The sequence below is a fragment of the Streptomyces bobili genome (genome assembly GCF_002154575.1).
GTDB classification, from domain to species: Bacteria; Actinomycetota; Actinomycetes; order Streptomycetales; family Streptomycetaceae; genus Streptomyces; species Streptomyces bobili.
Genome location: NZ_MUBA01000088.1, coordinates 1 through 16,630, shown reverse-complemented (window position 1 = coordinate 16,630; position 16,630 = coordinate 1). Strand labels below are relative to the sequence as shown.

Sequence of the window (16,630 nt, the reverse complement as noted above, 5' to 3'; positions counted from 1 at the left end):
CTCCCGGACTTCCCCGACCCTTCCGGACCCCCGGACCCTCCCGGATCTTCCCGGACCCTTTCGGAGCGACCCAGTGACGCCTGATCACCCCATGACCACCGGTCCGCACGACCTCGCCCTCGATCCGCCGCCCGGCTGCCCCGCGCACGGCCGTGGCCCCGGCGGACTGCACCGGCTCTACGGGCCCGGCGCGGAGAACCTGGACGAGCTCTACGAGCAACTGCGCGAACAGCACGGCCCGGTGGCACCGGTGCTGCTCCACGACGACGTACCGATGTGGGTGGTCCTCGGCCACGCCGAGAACATGCACATGGTGCGCACGGCCTCCCAGTACAGCCGCGACAGCCGTATCTGGACGCCGCTGCTGGAGGGCGCGGTCAAGCCCGACCACCCGCTCATGCCGCACATCGCGTGGCAGCCCATCTGCTCCCACGCCGAGGGCGACGAGCACAAGCGGCTGCGCGGCGCGGTCACCGCGGCCATGGCGACCATCGACGACCGCAGCGTGCGCCGGTACATCTACCGGTCCACCCAGCGCCTGGTCAACCGCTTCTGCGGGCGCGGCCGGGCCGAGCTGGTGGGCCAGTTCGCCGAGCACCTCCCGATGGCCGTGATGTGCCACGTCATCGGCATGCCCGAGGAGTACGACGACCGGATGGTCCAGGCCGCCCGGGACGCGCTCAAGGGCACCGAGACCGCGATCGCCAGCCACACCTACGTCATGGAGGCGCTGAGCCGGCTCACCGCCCGCCGCCGCGCCGACCCCCAGGACGACTTCACCAGCCATCTCATCAGGGACCCGGCCGGACTGACCGACGACGAGGTCCGCGAGCATCTGCGCCTGGTCCTCTTCGCCGCCTACGAAGCCACGGTCAACCTGCTCTCCAACGCCCTGCGCATGGTCCTCACCGACCCGAGGTTCCTCGCCCAGCTCAACGGCGGGCAGATGACGGTGCCGGAGGCGGTCGAGCAGTCCCTGTGGGACGAGCCGCCGTTCAGCACCGTCTTCGCCTACTTCGCCAAGCAGGACACGGAGCTGGGCGGTCAGCGCATCCGCCGGGGCGACGGACTCCTGTTCGCGCCCGCGCCGGGCAACGTGGACCCCAGGGTCCGCCCCGATCTGGCCGCCAACATGCAGGGCAACCGCGCCCACCTGGCCTTCGGCGGCGGTCCGCACGAGTGCCCCGGCCAGGACATCGGCCGCGCCATCGCCGACGTGGGCGTCGACGCCCTGCTGACGCGACTGCCGGACGTGCAGCTCGCCTGCGCCGAGGAGGATCTGCGCTGGACGACCTCGATCGCCTCGCGGCACCTCGTGGAACTGCCGGTCCGCTTCGAGCCGAAGCCGGAGCAGGACATCATGGTCAGGCCGACCCACGGGGCGGTCCCGCCGCCGCGCCCGGTCATGCCGGTGACCCTCGACATCACGCCGGTCCCCGCCGCGGCTCCGGCCGCTCCGCCCCTGGCCACCCGCCTGCCGGCGCCCGGCGAACCCCGGCCCGCGGCGACGTTCCCGCGGCCCGAGCCCGCGCCCGCACCGGCGCCCGCACCGGCCCCCGCCCCGCAGCCCGTTCGCCGGCCGAACGCCTGGCGCCGCTTCCTGGCCTGGTGGCGCGGCTACTGACCGACGCCCCGCCCGCCGCCCCAGGTGTCGTACGACGACCAGGCCGCCAGCGTCCGCCCGCTCCGCAGCCGGTGCTCGGCCCCCGTGACCGGATCGGTGAACTCCAGCTCCCGCGCCAGCAGTTGCAGTGGACGCCGGAAGTCACCGGCCGGTCCGTGGGCGGTCACCTCGGGGTAGATCGGGTCGCCGAGGATGGGCACGCCCAGTGCGGCCATGTGCACCCGCAGCTGATGGGTCTGCCCGGTCTCCGGGGTCAGCCGGTAGCGGGCGAGCCCGTCGTCCGCCCGGTGTCCGGCCGGCTCGACCCGGCTGACCGCGTTCGGCTCGCCCGGCACCTCACGGGCGGTCAGCGTCCCGCGCTCCTTCACGATCCGGCTGCGCACGGTCACCGGCAGGGCGAGCCCCGGATCGTACGGCGCGACCGCCTCGTACACCTTGCGGACCAGGCGGTCGCGGAACAGGGTTTGGTAGGCGCCGCGTTCCTCGGGGCGCACGGTGAACAGCACCAGCCCGGCGGTGAGCCGGTCGAGGCGGTGGGCGGCGCCCAGCGCGGGCAGGCCCAGCTCCCGCCGCAGCCGGGCCAGCGCGGTCTCGGTGACATGGCTGCCGCGTGGGGTGGTCGCCAGGAAGTGCGGCTTGTCGGCGACGACGATGTGTTCGTCGCGGTACACGATCTCCAGCGGGAACGGCACCGGCTTCTCGGCGGGCAGGTCCCGGTGGAACCACACGAACATCCCCGGCACGTACGCCGTGTCCGCCGGCACCGCCCGCCCGTCGGCCCCGACGACGCGCCCCGCCGCGAACATCGCGTCCACGGCCTCGGCCCGCGCCGCACCGTACCGCTCGGCCAGGTGCTCGCCCACGGTCGCCCAGTGGCCCTCGCCCGGCAGCCGTACCCGGACCGGATCGACCCCTTCGCGCTGCGGCAGGGGGGAGGGCGGGGGAGGGGTGCGGCGTCTCATCGGGACCCAGCCTACGGCGGCCGGCAAAACCGGTTGGCACGCTCCGGCCGGGTGGGAAGGATGCCGATCATGCCCTTTCTGACCGATCCCGTCCTGCCCGCCGGCTCACTCGCCACGTCACCCCAGCCGGTGATCGCCACCGGCGACGGCCTGGTCCTGCGACCGTGGCGGGACACGGACGCGCCCGCCGTCCACGCGGCCTTCCAGGACCCGCTGATGCACCGGTGGCACGTCCGGGCCGCCGACTCGATCGAGGAGGTCACCGGCTGGATCGAGGAGTGGGTGACGGCCTGGTCCGAGGAGAAGGCCGTCCAGTGGGCGGTCGTCGACGAGGACACCGACGGCCTGCGCGGACGCGTGGCGCTGCGCGGCATCGAGCTGGGCGACGGCGTGGCCGAGGTCGCCTACTGGACCCCGCCGGCCGCCCGCGGCCGGGGCGTCGCCGCCCGCGCCACGGCCGCCCTGTCCCGCTGGGCCCTCGACGACATCGGCTTCCACCGCCTGGAACTCCTGCACGCCACGGCCAACGAGGCGTCCTGCCGCGTGGCCGCCAGAACCGGCTTCGTCCTGGAAGGCACCAAGCGCAGCTCCGGCCTCCATCAGGACGGCTGGCACGACATGCACCTGCACGCACGGGTGCGCGGCGACTGACCGGGGGCGGGCCGGTGTGCGGGACCGGCGGCGGTTCGAGCACGGCACCGCACGCACCGCACCGCGCGCGGTACGGCGGGTTCAGCCGGCCGCCGGCTCCGGCTCCGCTTCCGGCACGGCCTGCGCGACCGTCGTCCGGGCCCGGAACGCCCGGTAGGCGAGGCCCGCCGCGACCGTGACGGCGAGGAACAGCACCGTGAACCACTGGAAGTACCAGTGCCCGCCCGCCGGGTCGTACACCGCCGCTCGCGGCCAGGCCAGGTTGACGGTCATGAAGAGGCCGTAGAGGAGGGCGAGGGCATTCACCGGGATGCCCCAGCGGCCCAGCGAGAACAGGGGCGCGCCCGTCTCGTCCGTGCCCGCCGACGAGAACTGTCCGCGCAGCCGGCGGACCAGCAGCGGGCCGGTGACCATGGCGTAGGCCAGGTACAGCATCACGATGCAGGTGGTGCCGATGGCGAGGAACGCCTCCGGGGAGGCGAAGTTGAGCAGGAGCAGTGCCGCCGCCAGCACGCCGACGACCACGGCAGGGGCGCTCGGCATGCCGGTGCGCGGGTTGACACGGGCGAGGCGGGCGGAGAACGGCAGCTGTCCGTCGCGGGCCATGGAGAACAGCATCCGGCAGGCCGCCGTCTGGATGGCGAGGGTGGCCACGGTGATCGCCACCACGACGTCCGCGAGCAGCGCCTTGCCGACGCCGTCCCCGAGGCTGCTGGTGAGGACGTAGCTGAGCCCGTCCACGCCCAGGCGGCCGTCGGTGAGGCTGGGCGCGGCGAGCAGGCCGCCCAGTACGATCAGCCCGCCGAGCAGGCCCGCCGCGCCGAGCGCGGTGAGGATCGTACGGGGCGCGGTACGGCGCGGATGGTGCGTCTCCTCGCTCATCTCACCGGCGCTGTCGAAGCCGATCATCACGTAGGCGGCCGCGAACGACCCCACCAGCAGCGCCCCCAACAGGCCTTCCTGCGCGGCCCCTTCGGTGTGGAAGGTGATGCTCGGGGACCGCTCGGAGTGGGTGAGCAGCAGGACGACGATGAGCACCGCGCCGATGATCTCGGCGGTCACACCGACCCGGTTGACGAGGGACATCACCCGGTTGTCGAGGACGTTCACCAGTGTGGTGAGCGCCAGCAGGATCACGCCGAGCAGCGCCGCGTTGGCCGCGCCGTCGGGGGAGGTGGGTGCCGGGTCGGTGCCGATCAGCTGGAAGCCCGACCAGATCGCCGGCAGCACCATCTGGAGCGCCAGCGCGGCCGCCGCGACCACGACGACCTGGCCGATCACCATGATCCAGCCGGCGAACCAGCCGAAGGACGGCGTCGACAGCCGGGACGACCACTGGTAGATCGCGCCCGAGATCGGGTAGCGCGCCGCCAGTTCCGCGAAGCACGCGGCGACCAGCAGCTGGCCGGCCAGCACCGCCGGCCAGGCCCAGAAGAAGACCGGGCCACCGAAGGCGTACCCGAAGGCGAAGAACTGGAAGACGGTCGTGAGGACGGAGATGAAGGAGAAGCCGGCGGCGAACGAGGCGTACCGGCCCAGGCTGCGGTGCAACTCCTGGCGGTAGCCGAACGTTTCGAGGGTCCCGTCGTCGGGTCCGGGGGAGTGCGGCGGGTCGGGGCGTACGTCGGAGAGGGTCGTGGTGGTCACGGCGGAACCTGCCTTCGGCTGCCTTGGGCGCGTGCCCCTGCGTAATTCCTGTCGGGCGACAGAAATTAGGGAGCGGCTGTTTCCGCCGCGTCACGCGGGCGTGTCCGCGCCGGGCCCAAGTCCTCACGTTCTCGCCGACCTCCCATCATCGCGATACATCGTGTATTGACGAGGTGGACCGGTCGCGATATGTTCGGCACCGGATATTCGCCAGCGAGGTGGTGGTCGTCGTGACGAGGAAGCGCCGCAAACTCGGCAATCCGCTGGCGCTCGCCGTGATGACGACGCTCTGGCAGAAGCCGATGCATCCGTACGAGATCGCCCAGACCCTGCGCAGCCAGGGCAAGGACGCCAGTACGAAGACCAACTACGGCTCGCTCTACACCGTCGTGCAGAACCTCGAGAAGCATGGATTCGTCGAGGTCACCGGCGTGGAGCGGCAGGGCAACCGCCCCGAGCGCACGGTGTACGGGCTCACCGACGCCGGGCGCGAGGAGATGGCCGAGTGGCTGTCCGACCTCATCGCCATCCCGGCGAAGGAGTATCCGATCTTCGAGTCGGCGCTCTCGCTGATGGCGGCGCTGCCCCCCGACGAGGTGGCCCGCCTGCTGGAGATGCGGCTGACCTCGCTGGAGGTCCAGGTCGCCAGCGGCCGCGGCGCGCTCGAGAAGCTGTACGAGACGCTGCCGAGACTGTTCCTCGTCGAGGTCGAGTACCAGCTGCACATGGTCGAGGCGCAGGCCCAGTGGGTCCGCGGCTTCCTCGGCGAGATCAGACAGGGCTCGCTGCCCGGCGTCGACGCCTGGGGGCGCTTCCACGAGACGGGGGAGCTGCCGGCCGAGTTCACCGAATGAGAAAAGACCCCGGCAGAGCTGTTGGAGCAGCTCGACCGGGGTCTCCAACCCCGAGAACGGATCCACCGTGAGGCGGAACCGGGCCATCGAGGTGCGGCACACCCAGGATAGCCCGGCACTCCTCACGCGGATCGGTCACCGCTTCCGCACACCAGGAGAGCTGTCGTCATGAGCAGCATCAGCAGTCCCCGTGGCACCCGTGCGCCCGCCGTCGAGGCGCGTGCGCTGATCAAGACCTATCCCGGCGGGGTCACCGCCCTCAACGGCATGGACGTCACCGTCGCGTCCGGCACCGTCTTCGGACTCCTCGGCCCCAACGGCGCCGGCAAGTCCACCACCGTCAAGATCCTCACCACCCTGGCCCGCCCCGACTCCGGTTCGGCCACCGTCGCCGGGCACGACGTGCTGCGCCACCCCGACCGGGTGCGCCGCGCCATCGGCGTCGTCGCCCAGAACTCCGGCGCCGACCTGGTCGCCACCGGCCGCGAGAACCTCCGTCTCCAGGGCCGTCTCTACGGAGTGGGGGGCGCCGTCCTGGAGCGCCGCGTCGACGAGCTGCTGGAGCGCTTCTCGCTCACCGACGCGGCCGGACGTCCCGTCGCGGGCTACTCCGGCGGCATGCGGCGCCGCCTCGACGTGGCCCTCGGGCTGGTGCACCGTCCCGAGATCCTCTTCCTCGACGAGCCCACCACCGGCCTGGACCCCGAGGCCCGCGCCGCGATGTGGGACGAGATCGGCCGCCTGGCCGGTGCGGAGGGCCTCACCATCCTGCTCACCACGCACTACCTGGAAGAGGCCGACCGGCTCGCCGAGCGCGTCGCCATCGTCGACCGGGGCCGGGTCGTCGTCACGGGCACGCCCGCGGAACTCAAGGGCGAACTGCGCGGCGACGCCGTCCACCTGGAGCTGCGCACGCCCCTCGGTGACACCGGCCGCAGCCTGCTCGACGCAGCCCTCGGCGCACTGCCCGGCGTGCACGAGGTGGTCGGAGACGGGCGCCGCATCAGCGTTCGCGCCGACGACGGGGCGGCGGCCGTACCCGCGCTGCTCGCGGCACTGGAGCGGGCCGGGGTCGCCGTCGCCGCCGCGACCGTCGCCCGCCCGTCCCTGGACGACGTCTATCTGCGGTACACGGGCCGCAGCTACGCCGACGCGGACGGCGCGTCGTCCGCCTCCTCGGCCCCCGTCCTCGCGGGAGGCGCGCGATGAGCACCGCGCTCGCCCAGACCTGGTACATGACCCAGCGTCAGCTGATGGTGTTCGCCCGGCAGCCCGCCTACGCCGTGATCACCCTGATCCAGCCGGTGATCTGGCTGTTCCTCTTCGGCAGCCTGTTCAAGGAGGTCGTCGAACTGGGGGGCTTCGGTACCACGTCCTACCTCGACTACCTGGTGCCCGGCGTCGTCGTGATGAGCGCGCTCGGCTCCAACCTGTGGGCCGGCATGGGCACCCTGGAGGAGATCCAGCGCGGCACCCTCGACCGCTTCCTCACCACCCCGGTCAGCCGGGCCGCGCTGATGAACGGCAACGTCGTCCACAACGGCATCGTCACCGCCCTCCAGTCGGCCGTCATCGTGCTGCTCGGCCTGCTCGGCGGGGCGCACTACGCGGGAGGTGTCCTGGGCGTCACGGTCCTGCTCGTCGCCTCGGTGCTGCTGGGGACGGTCTTCGGGGCACTGTCCAACGCCCTCGGCATGCTGGTGCGCCAGCGGGAGTCGATCATCGGCATCAACACCTTCCTGCTGCTGCCGCTGACCTTTCTCTCCAGCGCGTTCATGGCCCCGGCGCAGATGCCCGGCTGGATGCGGCAGGTCGCGCGGGTCAACCCGCTCGACTGGGCGATGGCCGCGGGCCGTTCGGCACTGTCCGCCGACCCCGACTGGGGCGTGGTCCTCGTCCGTTGCGGCGGACTGCTGGTACTCGCCGCGGCGGCGGTCTGGCTGTCGATCCGGACCTTCAGGTCGTACCAGCGGTCGGTGTAGCGGTCGTTCGCGGCACCCCCGGCACCCCCGGCACTCGCGCCATGGGACGCCATGCCGGTGACGGCCGTACCGAGTCACGAAGGCGGCCCGCTCCTCGGAGCGGGCCGCTGCGCACGGGCCTCAGACGGCCGGTGCAGTGGCCTCCTGCTCGGCCTCCACGCGGGCGTTCCACTCCCGCTTGGCGGCCTGCCAGCCGTCCTCGTCGTGGCCGAGCCGCCAGTACCCGGAGACGGACAGGTCCTCGCGGGGGACCTGGAGTTCGACCCGCAGCAGCTTGCGCAGCTCCTTCACGAAGGCGGCCTCTCCGTGCACGAACGCGTGCAGCCGGCCCTCGGGGAACTCCAGCGCACGGACGGCCTCCACCAGCCGTTCGCCGACCGGACGTCCGCCGCGGTGCAGCCAGACGACGTCCACGTCGGAGTCGATCTTCTGCTCCTCCTCGGGGCCGGAGACCTCGATGAAGGCATGGGCCACGGCGCCGGCGGGCAGCGACTCCAGCGCCGCCGCGATCGCGGGCAGGGCGCTCTCGTCACCGGCCAGCAGATGCCAGTCGGCGGCCGGGTCGGGGGCGTAGGCGCCGCCGGGGCCCATGAAACGGACGGTCTCGCCCGGCTGGACGCGGGCCGCCCAGGGGCCGGCGAGGCCCTCGTCGCCGTGCAGGACGAAGTCCAGGGTCAGCTCGCGGTGCTCGGTGTCCCAGTGGCGCACGGTGTACGTCCGGGTCACCGGCCACTGCTCGCGGGGGAACTCCTCGCGGATCCGCTCCAGGTCGAAGGGCTCCGGATAGGTCACGCCGTCGGGCCCGAACAGCAGCTTCACATAGTGGTCCGTGCAGGTGGCGGCGTCGAACTCGGCCAGGCCCTCCCCGCCGAGAACGACACGCTGCATGTGCGGGGTGAGCCGTTCGGTGCGGACGACCTGCGCGGAATGAGGCTTCCGCGGCTTCCGTGCCGGACGTTCTGCCATGACGGCCTCCCAAGCCCTTCGTTGGTTAGGTTTACCTAAGTTAGCACTCCGCCCCCTCCGGCGCCTCAGCCGCGAGCAGACTCGCGGGACCGATGCTCACGCGCCGAGTGTCGTCAGCAGTCGCCGCACCGAACCGCCGAGCCCCCAGCGCTCCGCCAGCGCCTCCACCGTCGCCGGTTCCCGCGGCGTACGGGGGAGCGCCGTGGACACCTGCGGCAGCGGCACGTCGTCGGCGACCTTGACGACCGTCGGCGCGACGGCGAGGTACGGCCGGGCCTCGTCGAGCCGCTTGCGCTGCGAGGGCGTGAGCTTCGCCTTCGGGTCGTCGACGGCCGCCAGGATCCCGGCCAGGTCGCCGAACTCGGTCAGCAGCTTGGCCGCCGTCTTCTCGCCGATGCCGGGCACGCCGGGCAGGCCGTCGCTCGGGTCGCCGCGCAGCAGCGCGAGATCCGCGTACCCCCGCCCGTCGACGCCATACTTCTCGCGCAGCCACGCCTCGTCCGTCGTCTGGAGCGTGCCGACGCCCTTGAGCGGGTACAGCACCCGCACCCCGCGCGCGTCGTCCACCAGCTGGTACAGGTCGCGGTCGCCGGTGACGATGTCGACCGGGCCCTTCGCGCGGGCCGTGAAGGTGCCGATCACGTCGTCCGCCTCGTAGCCAGCCACGCCCACGCGCGCGATGCCGAGCGCGTCCAGGACCGCCTCGATCAGCGGGACCTGCGGCGAGAGGGTGTCCGGCACCTCCTCCTCGTCCGGTCCGACCTCGTGCTCCTGGGCGACCCGGTGCGCCTTGTAGGACGGGATGAGGTCGACCCGCCACTGCGGCCGCCAGTCGGCGTCCATGCAGGCGACCAGCTCGTCGGGCCGGTGGTCCTTGACCAGGCGGTCGATGAAGTCCAGCAGTCCGCGCACGGCGTTCACCGGGGTGCCGTCCGGGGCCTTCACGGAGTCCGGGACGCCGAAGTAGGCGCGGAAGTAGAGCGAGGCGGTGTCGAGGAGCATCAGTCGTCCGGTCACGCCACGCATCATGCCGCACCGGTCCGACACCGACCCGCCGGTATTCACTCCGGTGGCAGGTGTGAAGGGCCTGTGAACTGGCCCACTGGTGCGTTTGCCCTCTGCGGGGCGGGGCAGGTGCCGCCCCGGAGAGGTGCCGGTTGCACTTTCAACTGTGAACAATGCTCAGCGGCCACCCACGGCCCCGGCGCCACTCCCGCCCTTGCCCCCGATCCGAGAAGGTATGTGTGTCCTCCAGGCTAGAAGCCGATCATCTGTACAAGGTGTTCGGCAGACGACAGGACGAGGCGGTCGAGCGGCTCCGCCGCGGCGCCGACCGGGAGGAGCTGCGGGCCGACGACACCACCGCCGCCGTCATCGACGCCTCCTTCACCGTGGACCCCGGCCAGATCTTCGTCGTCATGGGCCTGTCCGGCTCCGGGAAGTCCACCCTGCTGCGCATGCTCAACGGACTGCTGGAGCCCACCGCGGGACGCGTCCTCTTCGACGGCGACGACCTGACCGCGCTCGGGAGCCGTGAACTGCGCGAGGTCCGCGCCAGGAAGATCAGCATGGTCTTCCAGCACTTCGCGCTCTTCCCGCACCGCAGCGTCCTCGACAACGCCGGCTACGGCCTCGCCGTGCAGGGGGTGCCCCGCGCCGAGCGCGAGCAGCGCGCCACCGAGGCCCTGCGGCTGTGCGGTCTGGCCGGCTGGGAGAAGTCCTGGCCCGACGAGCTGTCCGGCGGCATGCAGCAGCGCGTGGGCCTCGCCCGCGCCCTGGCCACCGACGCCGACCTGCTCCTGATGGACGAGTCCTTCAGCGCGCTGGACCCGCTGATCCGCCGCGACATGCAGGACCAGCTCCTCACCCTCCAGCAGACCCTGAAGAAGACGATCGTCTTCATCACCCACGACCTCAACGAGGCCATGCGCCTCGGCGACCGCATCGCCGTCATGCGCGACGGCCGCATCGTGCAGAACGGCACCGCCGAGGACATCCTCGTCCGCCCGGCCGACGACTACGTCGCCTCCTTCATCAAGGACGTCGACCGCTCCCGCGTGCTCACGGCGTCCGCCGTCATGGACACCGACCTGCGCGGCGACGAGGCCGACTGCGACTGCGCCACCGCGACCCCCGACACCCCCTTCACCGAGCTGTGCGCGATCAGCGCCCGCCTCACCCACCCGGTCGCCGTCCTGGACGCGCGGCGCGAACTCGTCGGAGTGGTACCCCGCCGGCGCCTCGTCGGCTTCCTCGGCGACGAACACGGGGAGCCCACCGCCTGCGGCGACCCCCGCGACGAGGGGAAGGTGACCGCCCGTGCCTAGGCTGCACCTCGGCGACTGGGTCGACTCCGGCGTCGACTGGCTCGTCACCCACATGTCCTGGCTCTTCGACGCCATCAAGACGGTCGTCGAAGGCATGTACGACGGCATCGACGCCCTTCTCACCGCCCCGGAGCCACTGCTCCTCGCCGGCATCTTCGCCGTCCTCGCCTGGTGGCTGCGCGGCCTGGTCGCGGGCGTCCTCGGCTTCGCCGGGTTCGCGCTCATCGACTCCCTCGACCTGTGGGAGGAGGCGATGTCCACGCTGTCCCTGGTGCTCGTCGCCACCGTGATCGCCCTGGTGATCTCCGTGCCGCTGGGCATCTGGGCGGCCCGCTCCAAGGCCGTCAGCGCCACCCTGCGGCCGGTCCTCGACCTGCTCCAGACCATGCCGTCGATGGTCCTGCTGATCCCCGCGATCCTCTTCTTCGGCATGGGCGTGCCCGCCGGAGTGATCGCCACCCTGATCTTCGCGCTGGCCCCCGGCGTGCGCATGACCGAACTGGGCATCCGCCAGGTCGACCCCGAACTCGTCGAGGCCGCGGAGGCCTTCGGCACGACACCCCGCGACACCCTGCTGCGGGTCCAGCTGCCCCTCGCCCTGCCGACGATCATGGCGGGCGTCAACCAGGTGATCATGCTGGGCCTGTCGATGGTCGTCATCGCCGGCATGGTCGGCACCGGCGGCCTCGGCGGCTCGGTCAACGAGGCCATCGGCCGGCTCGACATCGGTCTCGGCTTCGAGGCGGGCCTCGGCATCGTCGTCCTCGCCATCTACCTCGACCGCATGACCGGCGCCCTCGGCACCCGCATCTCCCCGCTGGGCCGGCGCGCCGCCGCCAAGGTCCGCCCCACCGTGTGGAGCCACCGCCCGCGCCCGGCCGTCGCCGTGGTCGGCGTGGTCGTCCTCGCGCTCGCCGCCGGCGGCATGGGCGTCTTCGGCTCGAACTCCGGCACCGCCGAGGCCTCCGCCACGGACGTCGGCAAGGGCAAGGAGATCACCATCGGCTACATCCCCTGGGACGAGGGGATCGCCTCCACCTACCTCTGGAAGGAACTGCTGGAGAAGCGCGGCTTCGAGGTGAAGACCACCCAGTACGCCGTCGCCCCCCTCTACACCGGCCTCGCCACCGGCCAGATCGACTTCCAGACCGACTCCTGGCTGCCCACCACGCACGCCGAGTACTGGAAGAAGTACGGCGAGCAGCTCGACGACCTCGGCAAGTGGTACGGCCCCACCTCCCTGGAGCTGAGCGTCCCGTCGTACATGAAGGACGTGAACACCCTCGCGGACCTCAAGGCGAGGCCGGCCGAGTTCGGCGGGCGGATCACCGGCATCGAGCCCAGCGCCGGAATGATGGGCCTGCTCAAGGACAAGGTCGTCAAGGAGTACGGCCTCGACGGCTACCGGGTCGTCGACGGCTCGACCCCGGCGATGCTCGCCGAGCTGAAGCGGGCCTACGCCAAGAAGGACCCGATCGTCGTCACGCTCTGGTCCCCGCACTGGGCGTACAGCGAGTACGACCTGAAGAAACTGAAGGACCCCCAGGGTGCCTGGGGCGCCGGCGACGGGGTGCACACCCTGTCCCGCAAGGGCTTCGCCGCCGACAACCCCGAGGTCGGCGCGTGGCTGAAGGACTTCTCCATGACCGAGCAGCAGCTCACCGGCCTGGAGGCGCAGATCCAGAAGTCCGGCAAGGGCAAGGAGCAGGACGCCGTCCGCACCTGGCTGAAGGACAACCCCGGCCTGCTCGACAGGTGGGCGCCGGTCGACGGCGCCGGGGCGAAGAGCAGGGCGGCCGGGTGACCTGACAGCACCACGACCGCCCTGCGCGCCGTCGCGCACGGCAAGGATCCGGCCAACCACGCGGAGCCACCCCGCACCCCGGCCCGGCGCCCCGCCGCCCGGCCACACTGGCCGCCCGACCTGCCGGGCGAGCCGTGGAAACGGCACGGGAACACCCGGCGGCGCCCGCGCATTGAACCGAAGAACACGAGAGACCGGCCCCGCCCGTGGATGATCGACTGGCGCGAACTGTGAGTTCGCGTGTGACGCCCGGTGTCCTCGATGTCACGGGCTCGTGAAACGGTTTGCCGAACATGCGTAGGGTGCAGAGAACTCATCAGAGGACGTGCGCCCACGACGGGGCACCCGGTAGTCGGACCGACGAGCGTAGGAGGGAGCCGGAGCGATGGGCGACCACAAAGAACAGCCCCTTCGGGTGGGCGCGGCCGTCAGGCGGCGGCGCCGGTCCCTGGACCTCACGCTCGCCGTCGTGGCCGAGCGCAGCGGCCTGTCGGTCCCGTTCCTCAGCCAGATCGAGAACGACCGGGCGCGGCCCAGCACCGGCTCCCTGGAGAAGGTCGCCGACGCCCTGCGCACCACGGCCGTCGAACTCCTGGCCGCCGCCGACCCGGCGTGCAGCGTCGACGTCGTGCGCGCCGAGATCGCCGAGGCCGGCCCCGAACCCCGCTCCCGCTCCCTGGTCCGCGGCCACCACCAGATGCATGCCTCGGAGTTCACGGGCGACCACGAGGCCGGCCGCGAGTTCCAGTACCGCAACGACCAGTTGATGTACGTCGCCGACGGCGCGGTGGAGATCGAGGCCGAGGGCCGTGCCTACCGGCTCGGCCGCGGCGACACCCTGTACCTCACCGGCGGGGTCCGCCACCGCTGGCGCGCGACCGTGCCGGACACCCGCATCGTGGTCGTCGCCGTCGCGGAGCACATCGAAGCGGTCCGGGACCGCAAGCGGTAGTGCGGGCCGTCTCCCTGGTGCCCTCGCTGACCGAGGCGGTGGCGGTGTCCCTGCCCGGCGTCCTGGTCGGCGCCACCGACTGGTGCACCCACCCGGCCGGCCTCGACGTCGCCCGTGCGGGCGGCACCAAGAACCCGGCGACCGACCGGATCGCCGCGCTCGCGCCCGACCTCGTCATCGCCAACGAGGAGGAGAACCGCGAGCCCGATCTCGCCGCCCTGCGGGACGCCGGCATCGAGGTGCTGGTGACCGAGGTGCGCGACGTGCCGGGGGCCTTCCGGGAACTGGCACGCGTGCTGCAGGCCTGCGGGTCCCGCTCGCGTCCCCGCTGGCTGGACGAGGCCGAGGAGGCCTGGAGCGCCCTGAAGCCGCCCGACCGGCGGCGGACGGCCGTCGTGCCCGTCTGGCGCCGCCCGTGGATGGTCCTGGGCCGCGACACCTTCGCCGGCGACGTCCTGTCCCGCCTGGGCGTGGACCACCTCTACGCGGCCCACGAGGACCGCTACCCCAGGATCGCCCTGGACGAGCTGCGGGCGGCGGCCCCGGACCTGGTCGTCCTCCCCGACGAGCCCTACCGCTTCACCGCCTCGGACGGCCCGGAGGCCTTCCCCGGCCTGCCGTGCGCACTCGTCAGCGGACGGCACCTGACGTGGTACGGCCCCTCGCTGGCCGAGGCCCCGCAGGTGCTGGGCGAGGCGCTGCGAGCAGCTCACCGCTGACCAGCCCCCGCACGGTGAGCGCGGCCACGACGGCCCAGGCGGCCACCAGGACGACGTACAGCCCGGTGGCCAGCGCCTCGTACGCGAGGAGTCCTCCCGTGTGCCGGGCCAGGGCCTCGGCGCCGGTCACGCAGGTGCCGACCGGGAAGGTGAACGCCCACCAGGTCATCGCGAAGCCCATCCCCTGCCGACGGGCGCGCACCACATGGGCGACGGCCAGGCACAGCCACAGCAGCGCGAAGCCCATGACCGGCACCCCGTACAGGACGGCGAGGACGGCGAACCCGCGGCTGTCCGGCGCGGGCACCACGCCCGGAGCGACCTCCGCGAACGCTCCCACGGCCGTCGTCGACTGCCCGAGCGGCCCCAGCACCAGGAACAGGGTCGGGGTGAGGGCGAGGGGCAGCGGCCCGCCCGTGACCAGCCGGGCGAACACGACCGGCAGCATCGCCAGCGTGGCGAGCAGGCTCAGCCCGAACAGCGCGAAACACGCCAGCAGCAGCGTCGCGCGGGCCTGCCCGGCCGGCAGATACGGCACCAGGCGCGGCCCCGCCGCCGCCGACACCATCGGCGCGACCAGCGGCAGCAGCCACACAGGTGTGGCCTGCCCCGGCCCGACCCGATGGCGTACGGCCATGAGGTACGGCACGGCGACGGCCGCCGCGAGCCCCACCGCCGTACCGGCGCAGAACAGCACGGCGTCCAGGGCGACGGCCGCGCCGGTGCCGATCCAGTCCCGGCCCACCGAGAGCGTGGCGCCGCCGACCGCGACGAGCGCCATCGCCAGGCAGCCGTAGAACGGGACCGTCGCCGGGTCCAGGACATGGGCACGGGCCTGGTCGCGGTGGTGCCGCCAGTGCAGGGCGCGGGCGGCGAGGAGGGCGAGCAGCAGCGCGAGGGCGAGCGCCCAGACGGCGGCGCACGCCGGGCGCAGCCCCGGAACGCCGGCGGGCAGGGCGGCGCCCGCCGCCGCCACCACGGCGGTGCCCATGACCGTGGCGTACCAGTTCGGTCCGAGGTGACGGACGGCTGCGGCACGGGGACGGGGGAGAGGCCGTGGGCCCGCGCCGTACAGGTGGGTGGCTGCCAGGGGCGGCGGGGCTGCGGTGACCATGGCTCCACCGTCCCGCCCCGCTGCGCCCCCTACCAGGGACGATGGCTCTATGGGGGCATAAGCTGACCTTATGAGCGGCGACGAGACGACGCACGAACCCTTCGGGGACAGGCCCGGCGGCTCGATCGCGCACCGGGTCCCCGACCTCGGCGCACTGGAACTGCTGCTGGCCGTCGCCCGGCTCGGCAGCCTCGGAGCGGCCGCCCGCGAACTGGGCATCACCCAGCCCGCCGCGAGCAGCCGCGTCCGTTCCATGGAACGCCAGCTCGGCGTGGCCCTCGTGGACCGTTCGCCGCGTGGCTCCCGGCTCACCGACGCCGGTGCGCTGGTCACCGACTGGGCGCGGCGGATCGTCGAGGCGTCGGCGGCCTTCGACGCGGGCGCGCAGGCCCTGCGTGACCGCCGCGACTCGCGGCTGCGGGTCGCGGCGAGCATGACCATCGCCGAGTACCTGCTGCCCGGCTGGCTCCTCGCCCTGCGCGCGCAACGGCCGGACACGGCGGTGTCGCTGCTCGCCGGCAACTCCGCGGCGGTCGCCGAACGGCTGCTGTCCGGGGAGGCCGACCTCGGCTTCGTCGAGGGGCTCCATGTGCCGGCGGGCCTCGACTCGACGGTCATCGCCCACGACCGGCTGATCGTCGTCGCCGCGCCGGCGCATCCGTGGGCCCGGCGCCGGCGGGCCGTGTCCGCGAGGGAACTGGCCTCGACCCCGCTGATCCTCCGGGAGGAGGGCTCCGGCACGCGCCAGGTCCTCGACGCCGCCCTCGGCGGGCTGGCCCGCCCCCTGATCGAACTGTCCTCGACGACGGCGGTGAAGGCGGCGGCGGTCAGCGGCGCCGGGCCGGCCGTCCTGAGCGAGCTTGCCGTCGGGGACGAGCTGAGCCTACGGCGCCTGGTGTCCGTCCCGGTCGACGAAGTCCGCCTGGCCCGAGACCTCCGAGCGGTCTGGCCCACCGGCCACCGCCCGACCGGCCCGGCGCGCGACCTGCTGTCGCTGACGCGGGGGTAGCGGGGTCCGGGGGCGCAGC

15 protein-coding genes are annotated in these 16,630 nt (G+C 72.9%); 10 read left to right on the top strand and 5 right to left on the bottom strand.

Annotated features, from left to right (window positions below):
• The first annotated feature begins 73 nt into the window (after positions 1–73).
• On the top strand, positions 74–1,624 hold the full coding sequence (locus BZL64_RS08510) for a cytochrome P450 (protein ID WP_425276024.1): 1,551 nt from the start codon (positions 74–76) through the stop codon (positions 1,622–1,624).
• On the opposite strand, the gene BZL64_RS08505 is transcribed toward BZL64_RS08510, so the two are convergent.
• Positions 1,618–2,586: an RluA family pseudouridine synthase gene (locus BZL64_RS08505; RefSeq protein WP_086767696.1), complete on the bottom strand. Its 969-nt coding sequence runs from the start codon at positions 2,584–2,586 to the stop codon at positions 1,618–1,620. The two genes, BZL64_RS08510 and BZL64_RS08505, sit on opposite strands and share 7 nt — an antisense overlap.
• A 69-nt stretch (positions 2,587–2,655) precedes the next feature.
• Here BZL64_RS08505 and BZL64_RS08500 point away from each other — a divergent pair, with 69 nt between their 5' ends.
• A complete protein-coding gene (locus BZL64_RS08500) occupies positions 2,656–3,237 on the top strand; it encodes a GNAT family N-acetyltransferase (protein WP_086767691.1) in 582 nt (193 codons plus the stop codon).
• An 81-nt stretch (positions 3,238–3,318) separates the two neighbouring features.
• Here the strand turns inward: BZL64_RS08500 and BZL64_RS08495 are convergent, their stop codons facing one another.
• Positions 3,319–4,884 (bottom strand): amino acid permease, encoded by a 1,566-nt coding sequence (locus tag BZL64_RS08495; protein WP_086767689.1) that lies wholly within the window; start codon positions 4,882–4,884, stop codon positions 3,319–3,321.
• 230 nt (positions 4,885–5,114) lie between these two features.
• On the opposite strand from BZL64_RS08495, the gene BZL64_RS08490 reads away from it, so the two are divergent.
• The 3 genes from BZL64_RS08490 (at position 5,115) to BZL64_RS08480 (ending at position 7,720) form a co-directional block, all read left to right on the top strand.
• Complete coding sequence (locus tag BZL64_RS08490) at positions 5,115–5,738, top strand: PadR family transcriptional regulator (RefSeq protein ID WP_208639392.1); 624 nt, start codon at positions 5,115–5,117, stop codon at positions 5,736–5,738.
• Between the two features lie 168 nt (positions 5,739–5,906).
• Positions 5,907–6,947, top strand: a complete 1,041-nt coding sequence (locus BZL64_RS08485) for an ATP-binding cassette domain-containing protein (RefSeq protein WP_086767687.1) — start codon at positions 5,907–5,909, stop codon at positions 6,945–6,947.
• Positions 6,944–7,720, top strand: coding sequence for an ABC transporter permease (locus BZL64_RS08480; RefSeq protein ID WP_086767685.1), 777 nt, complete (start codon positions 6,944–6,946; stop codon positions 7,718–7,720). Before BZL64_RS08485 ends, BZL64_RS08480 begins: the two co-directional genes overlap by 4 nt.
• A 120-nt stretch (positions 7,721–7,840) precedes the next feature.
• Here the strand turns inward: BZL64_RS08480 and BZL64_RS08475 are convergent, their stop codons facing one another.
• Positions 7,841–8,686, bottom strand: coding sequence for a siderophore-interacting protein (locus BZL64_RS08475; protein ID WP_086767683.1), 846 nt, complete (start codon positions 8,684–8,686; stop codon positions 7,841–7,843).
• A gap of 96 nt (positions 8,687–8,782) precedes the next feature.
• The gene (locus BZL64_RS08470; protein ID WP_244205259.1) at positions 8,783–9,712 is read right to left on the bottom strand and encodes a 5'-3' exonuclease; all 930 of its coding nucleotides are present in this window, start codon (positions 9,710–9,712) and stop codon (positions 8,783–8,785) included.
• Positions 9,713–9,930: 218 nt separating this feature from the next.
• Here BZL64_RS08470 and BZL64_RS08465 point away from each other — a divergent pair, with 218 nt between their 5' ends.
• The 4 genes from BZL64_RS08465 (at position 9,931) to BZL64_RS08450 (ending at position 14,488) form a co-directional block, all read left to right on the top strand.
• Positions 9,931–11,013, top strand: coding sequence for a quaternary amine ABC transporter ATP-binding protein (locus BZL64_RS08465; protein ID WP_086767679.1), 1,083 nt, complete (start codon positions 9,931–9,933; stop codon positions 11,011–11,013).
• Positions 11,006–12,817 (top strand): ABC transporter permease/substrate binding protein, encoded by a 1,812-nt coding sequence (locus BZL64_RS08460; protein ID WP_086767677.1) that lies wholly within the window; start codon positions 11,006–11,008, stop codon positions 12,815–12,817. The genes BZL64_RS08465 and BZL64_RS08460 overlap by 8 nt, the downstream gene beginning before the upstream one ends.
• Positions 12,818–13,202: 385 nt before the next feature.
• Positions 13,203–13,769 (top strand): helix-turn-helix domain-containing protein, encoded by a 567-nt coding sequence (locus tag BZL64_RS08455; protein ID WP_086767675.1) that lies wholly within the window; start codon positions 13,203–13,205, stop codon positions 13,767–13,769.
• Positions 13,769–14,488, top strand: coding sequence for a helical backbone metal receptor (locus tag BZL64_RS08450; protein ID WP_086767673.1), 720 nt, complete (start codon positions 13,769–13,771; stop codon positions 14,486–14,488). Before BZL64_RS08455 ends, BZL64_RS08450 begins: the two co-directional genes overlap by 1 nt.
• Here BZL64_RS08450 and BZL64_RS08445 read toward each other — a convergent pair.
• Complete coding sequence (locus BZL64_RS08445) at positions 14,400–15,602, bottom strand: TDT family transporter (RefSeq protein WP_086767671.1); 1,203 nt, start codon at positions 15,600–15,602, stop codon at positions 14,400–14,402. The two genes, BZL64_RS08450 and BZL64_RS08445, sit on opposite strands and share 89 nt — an antisense overlap.
• Positions 15,603–15,672: 70 nt before the next feature.
• Between BZL64_RS08445 and BZL64_RS08440 the strand changes: the two genes are divergently transcribed.
• Entirely contained in the window at positions 15,673–16,611 is a 939-nt protein-coding gene (locus tag BZL64_RS08440; RefSeq protein WP_086767669.1) for a LysR family transcriptional regulator, read from the top strand.
• Positions 16,612–16,630 lie beyond the last annotated feature (19 nt).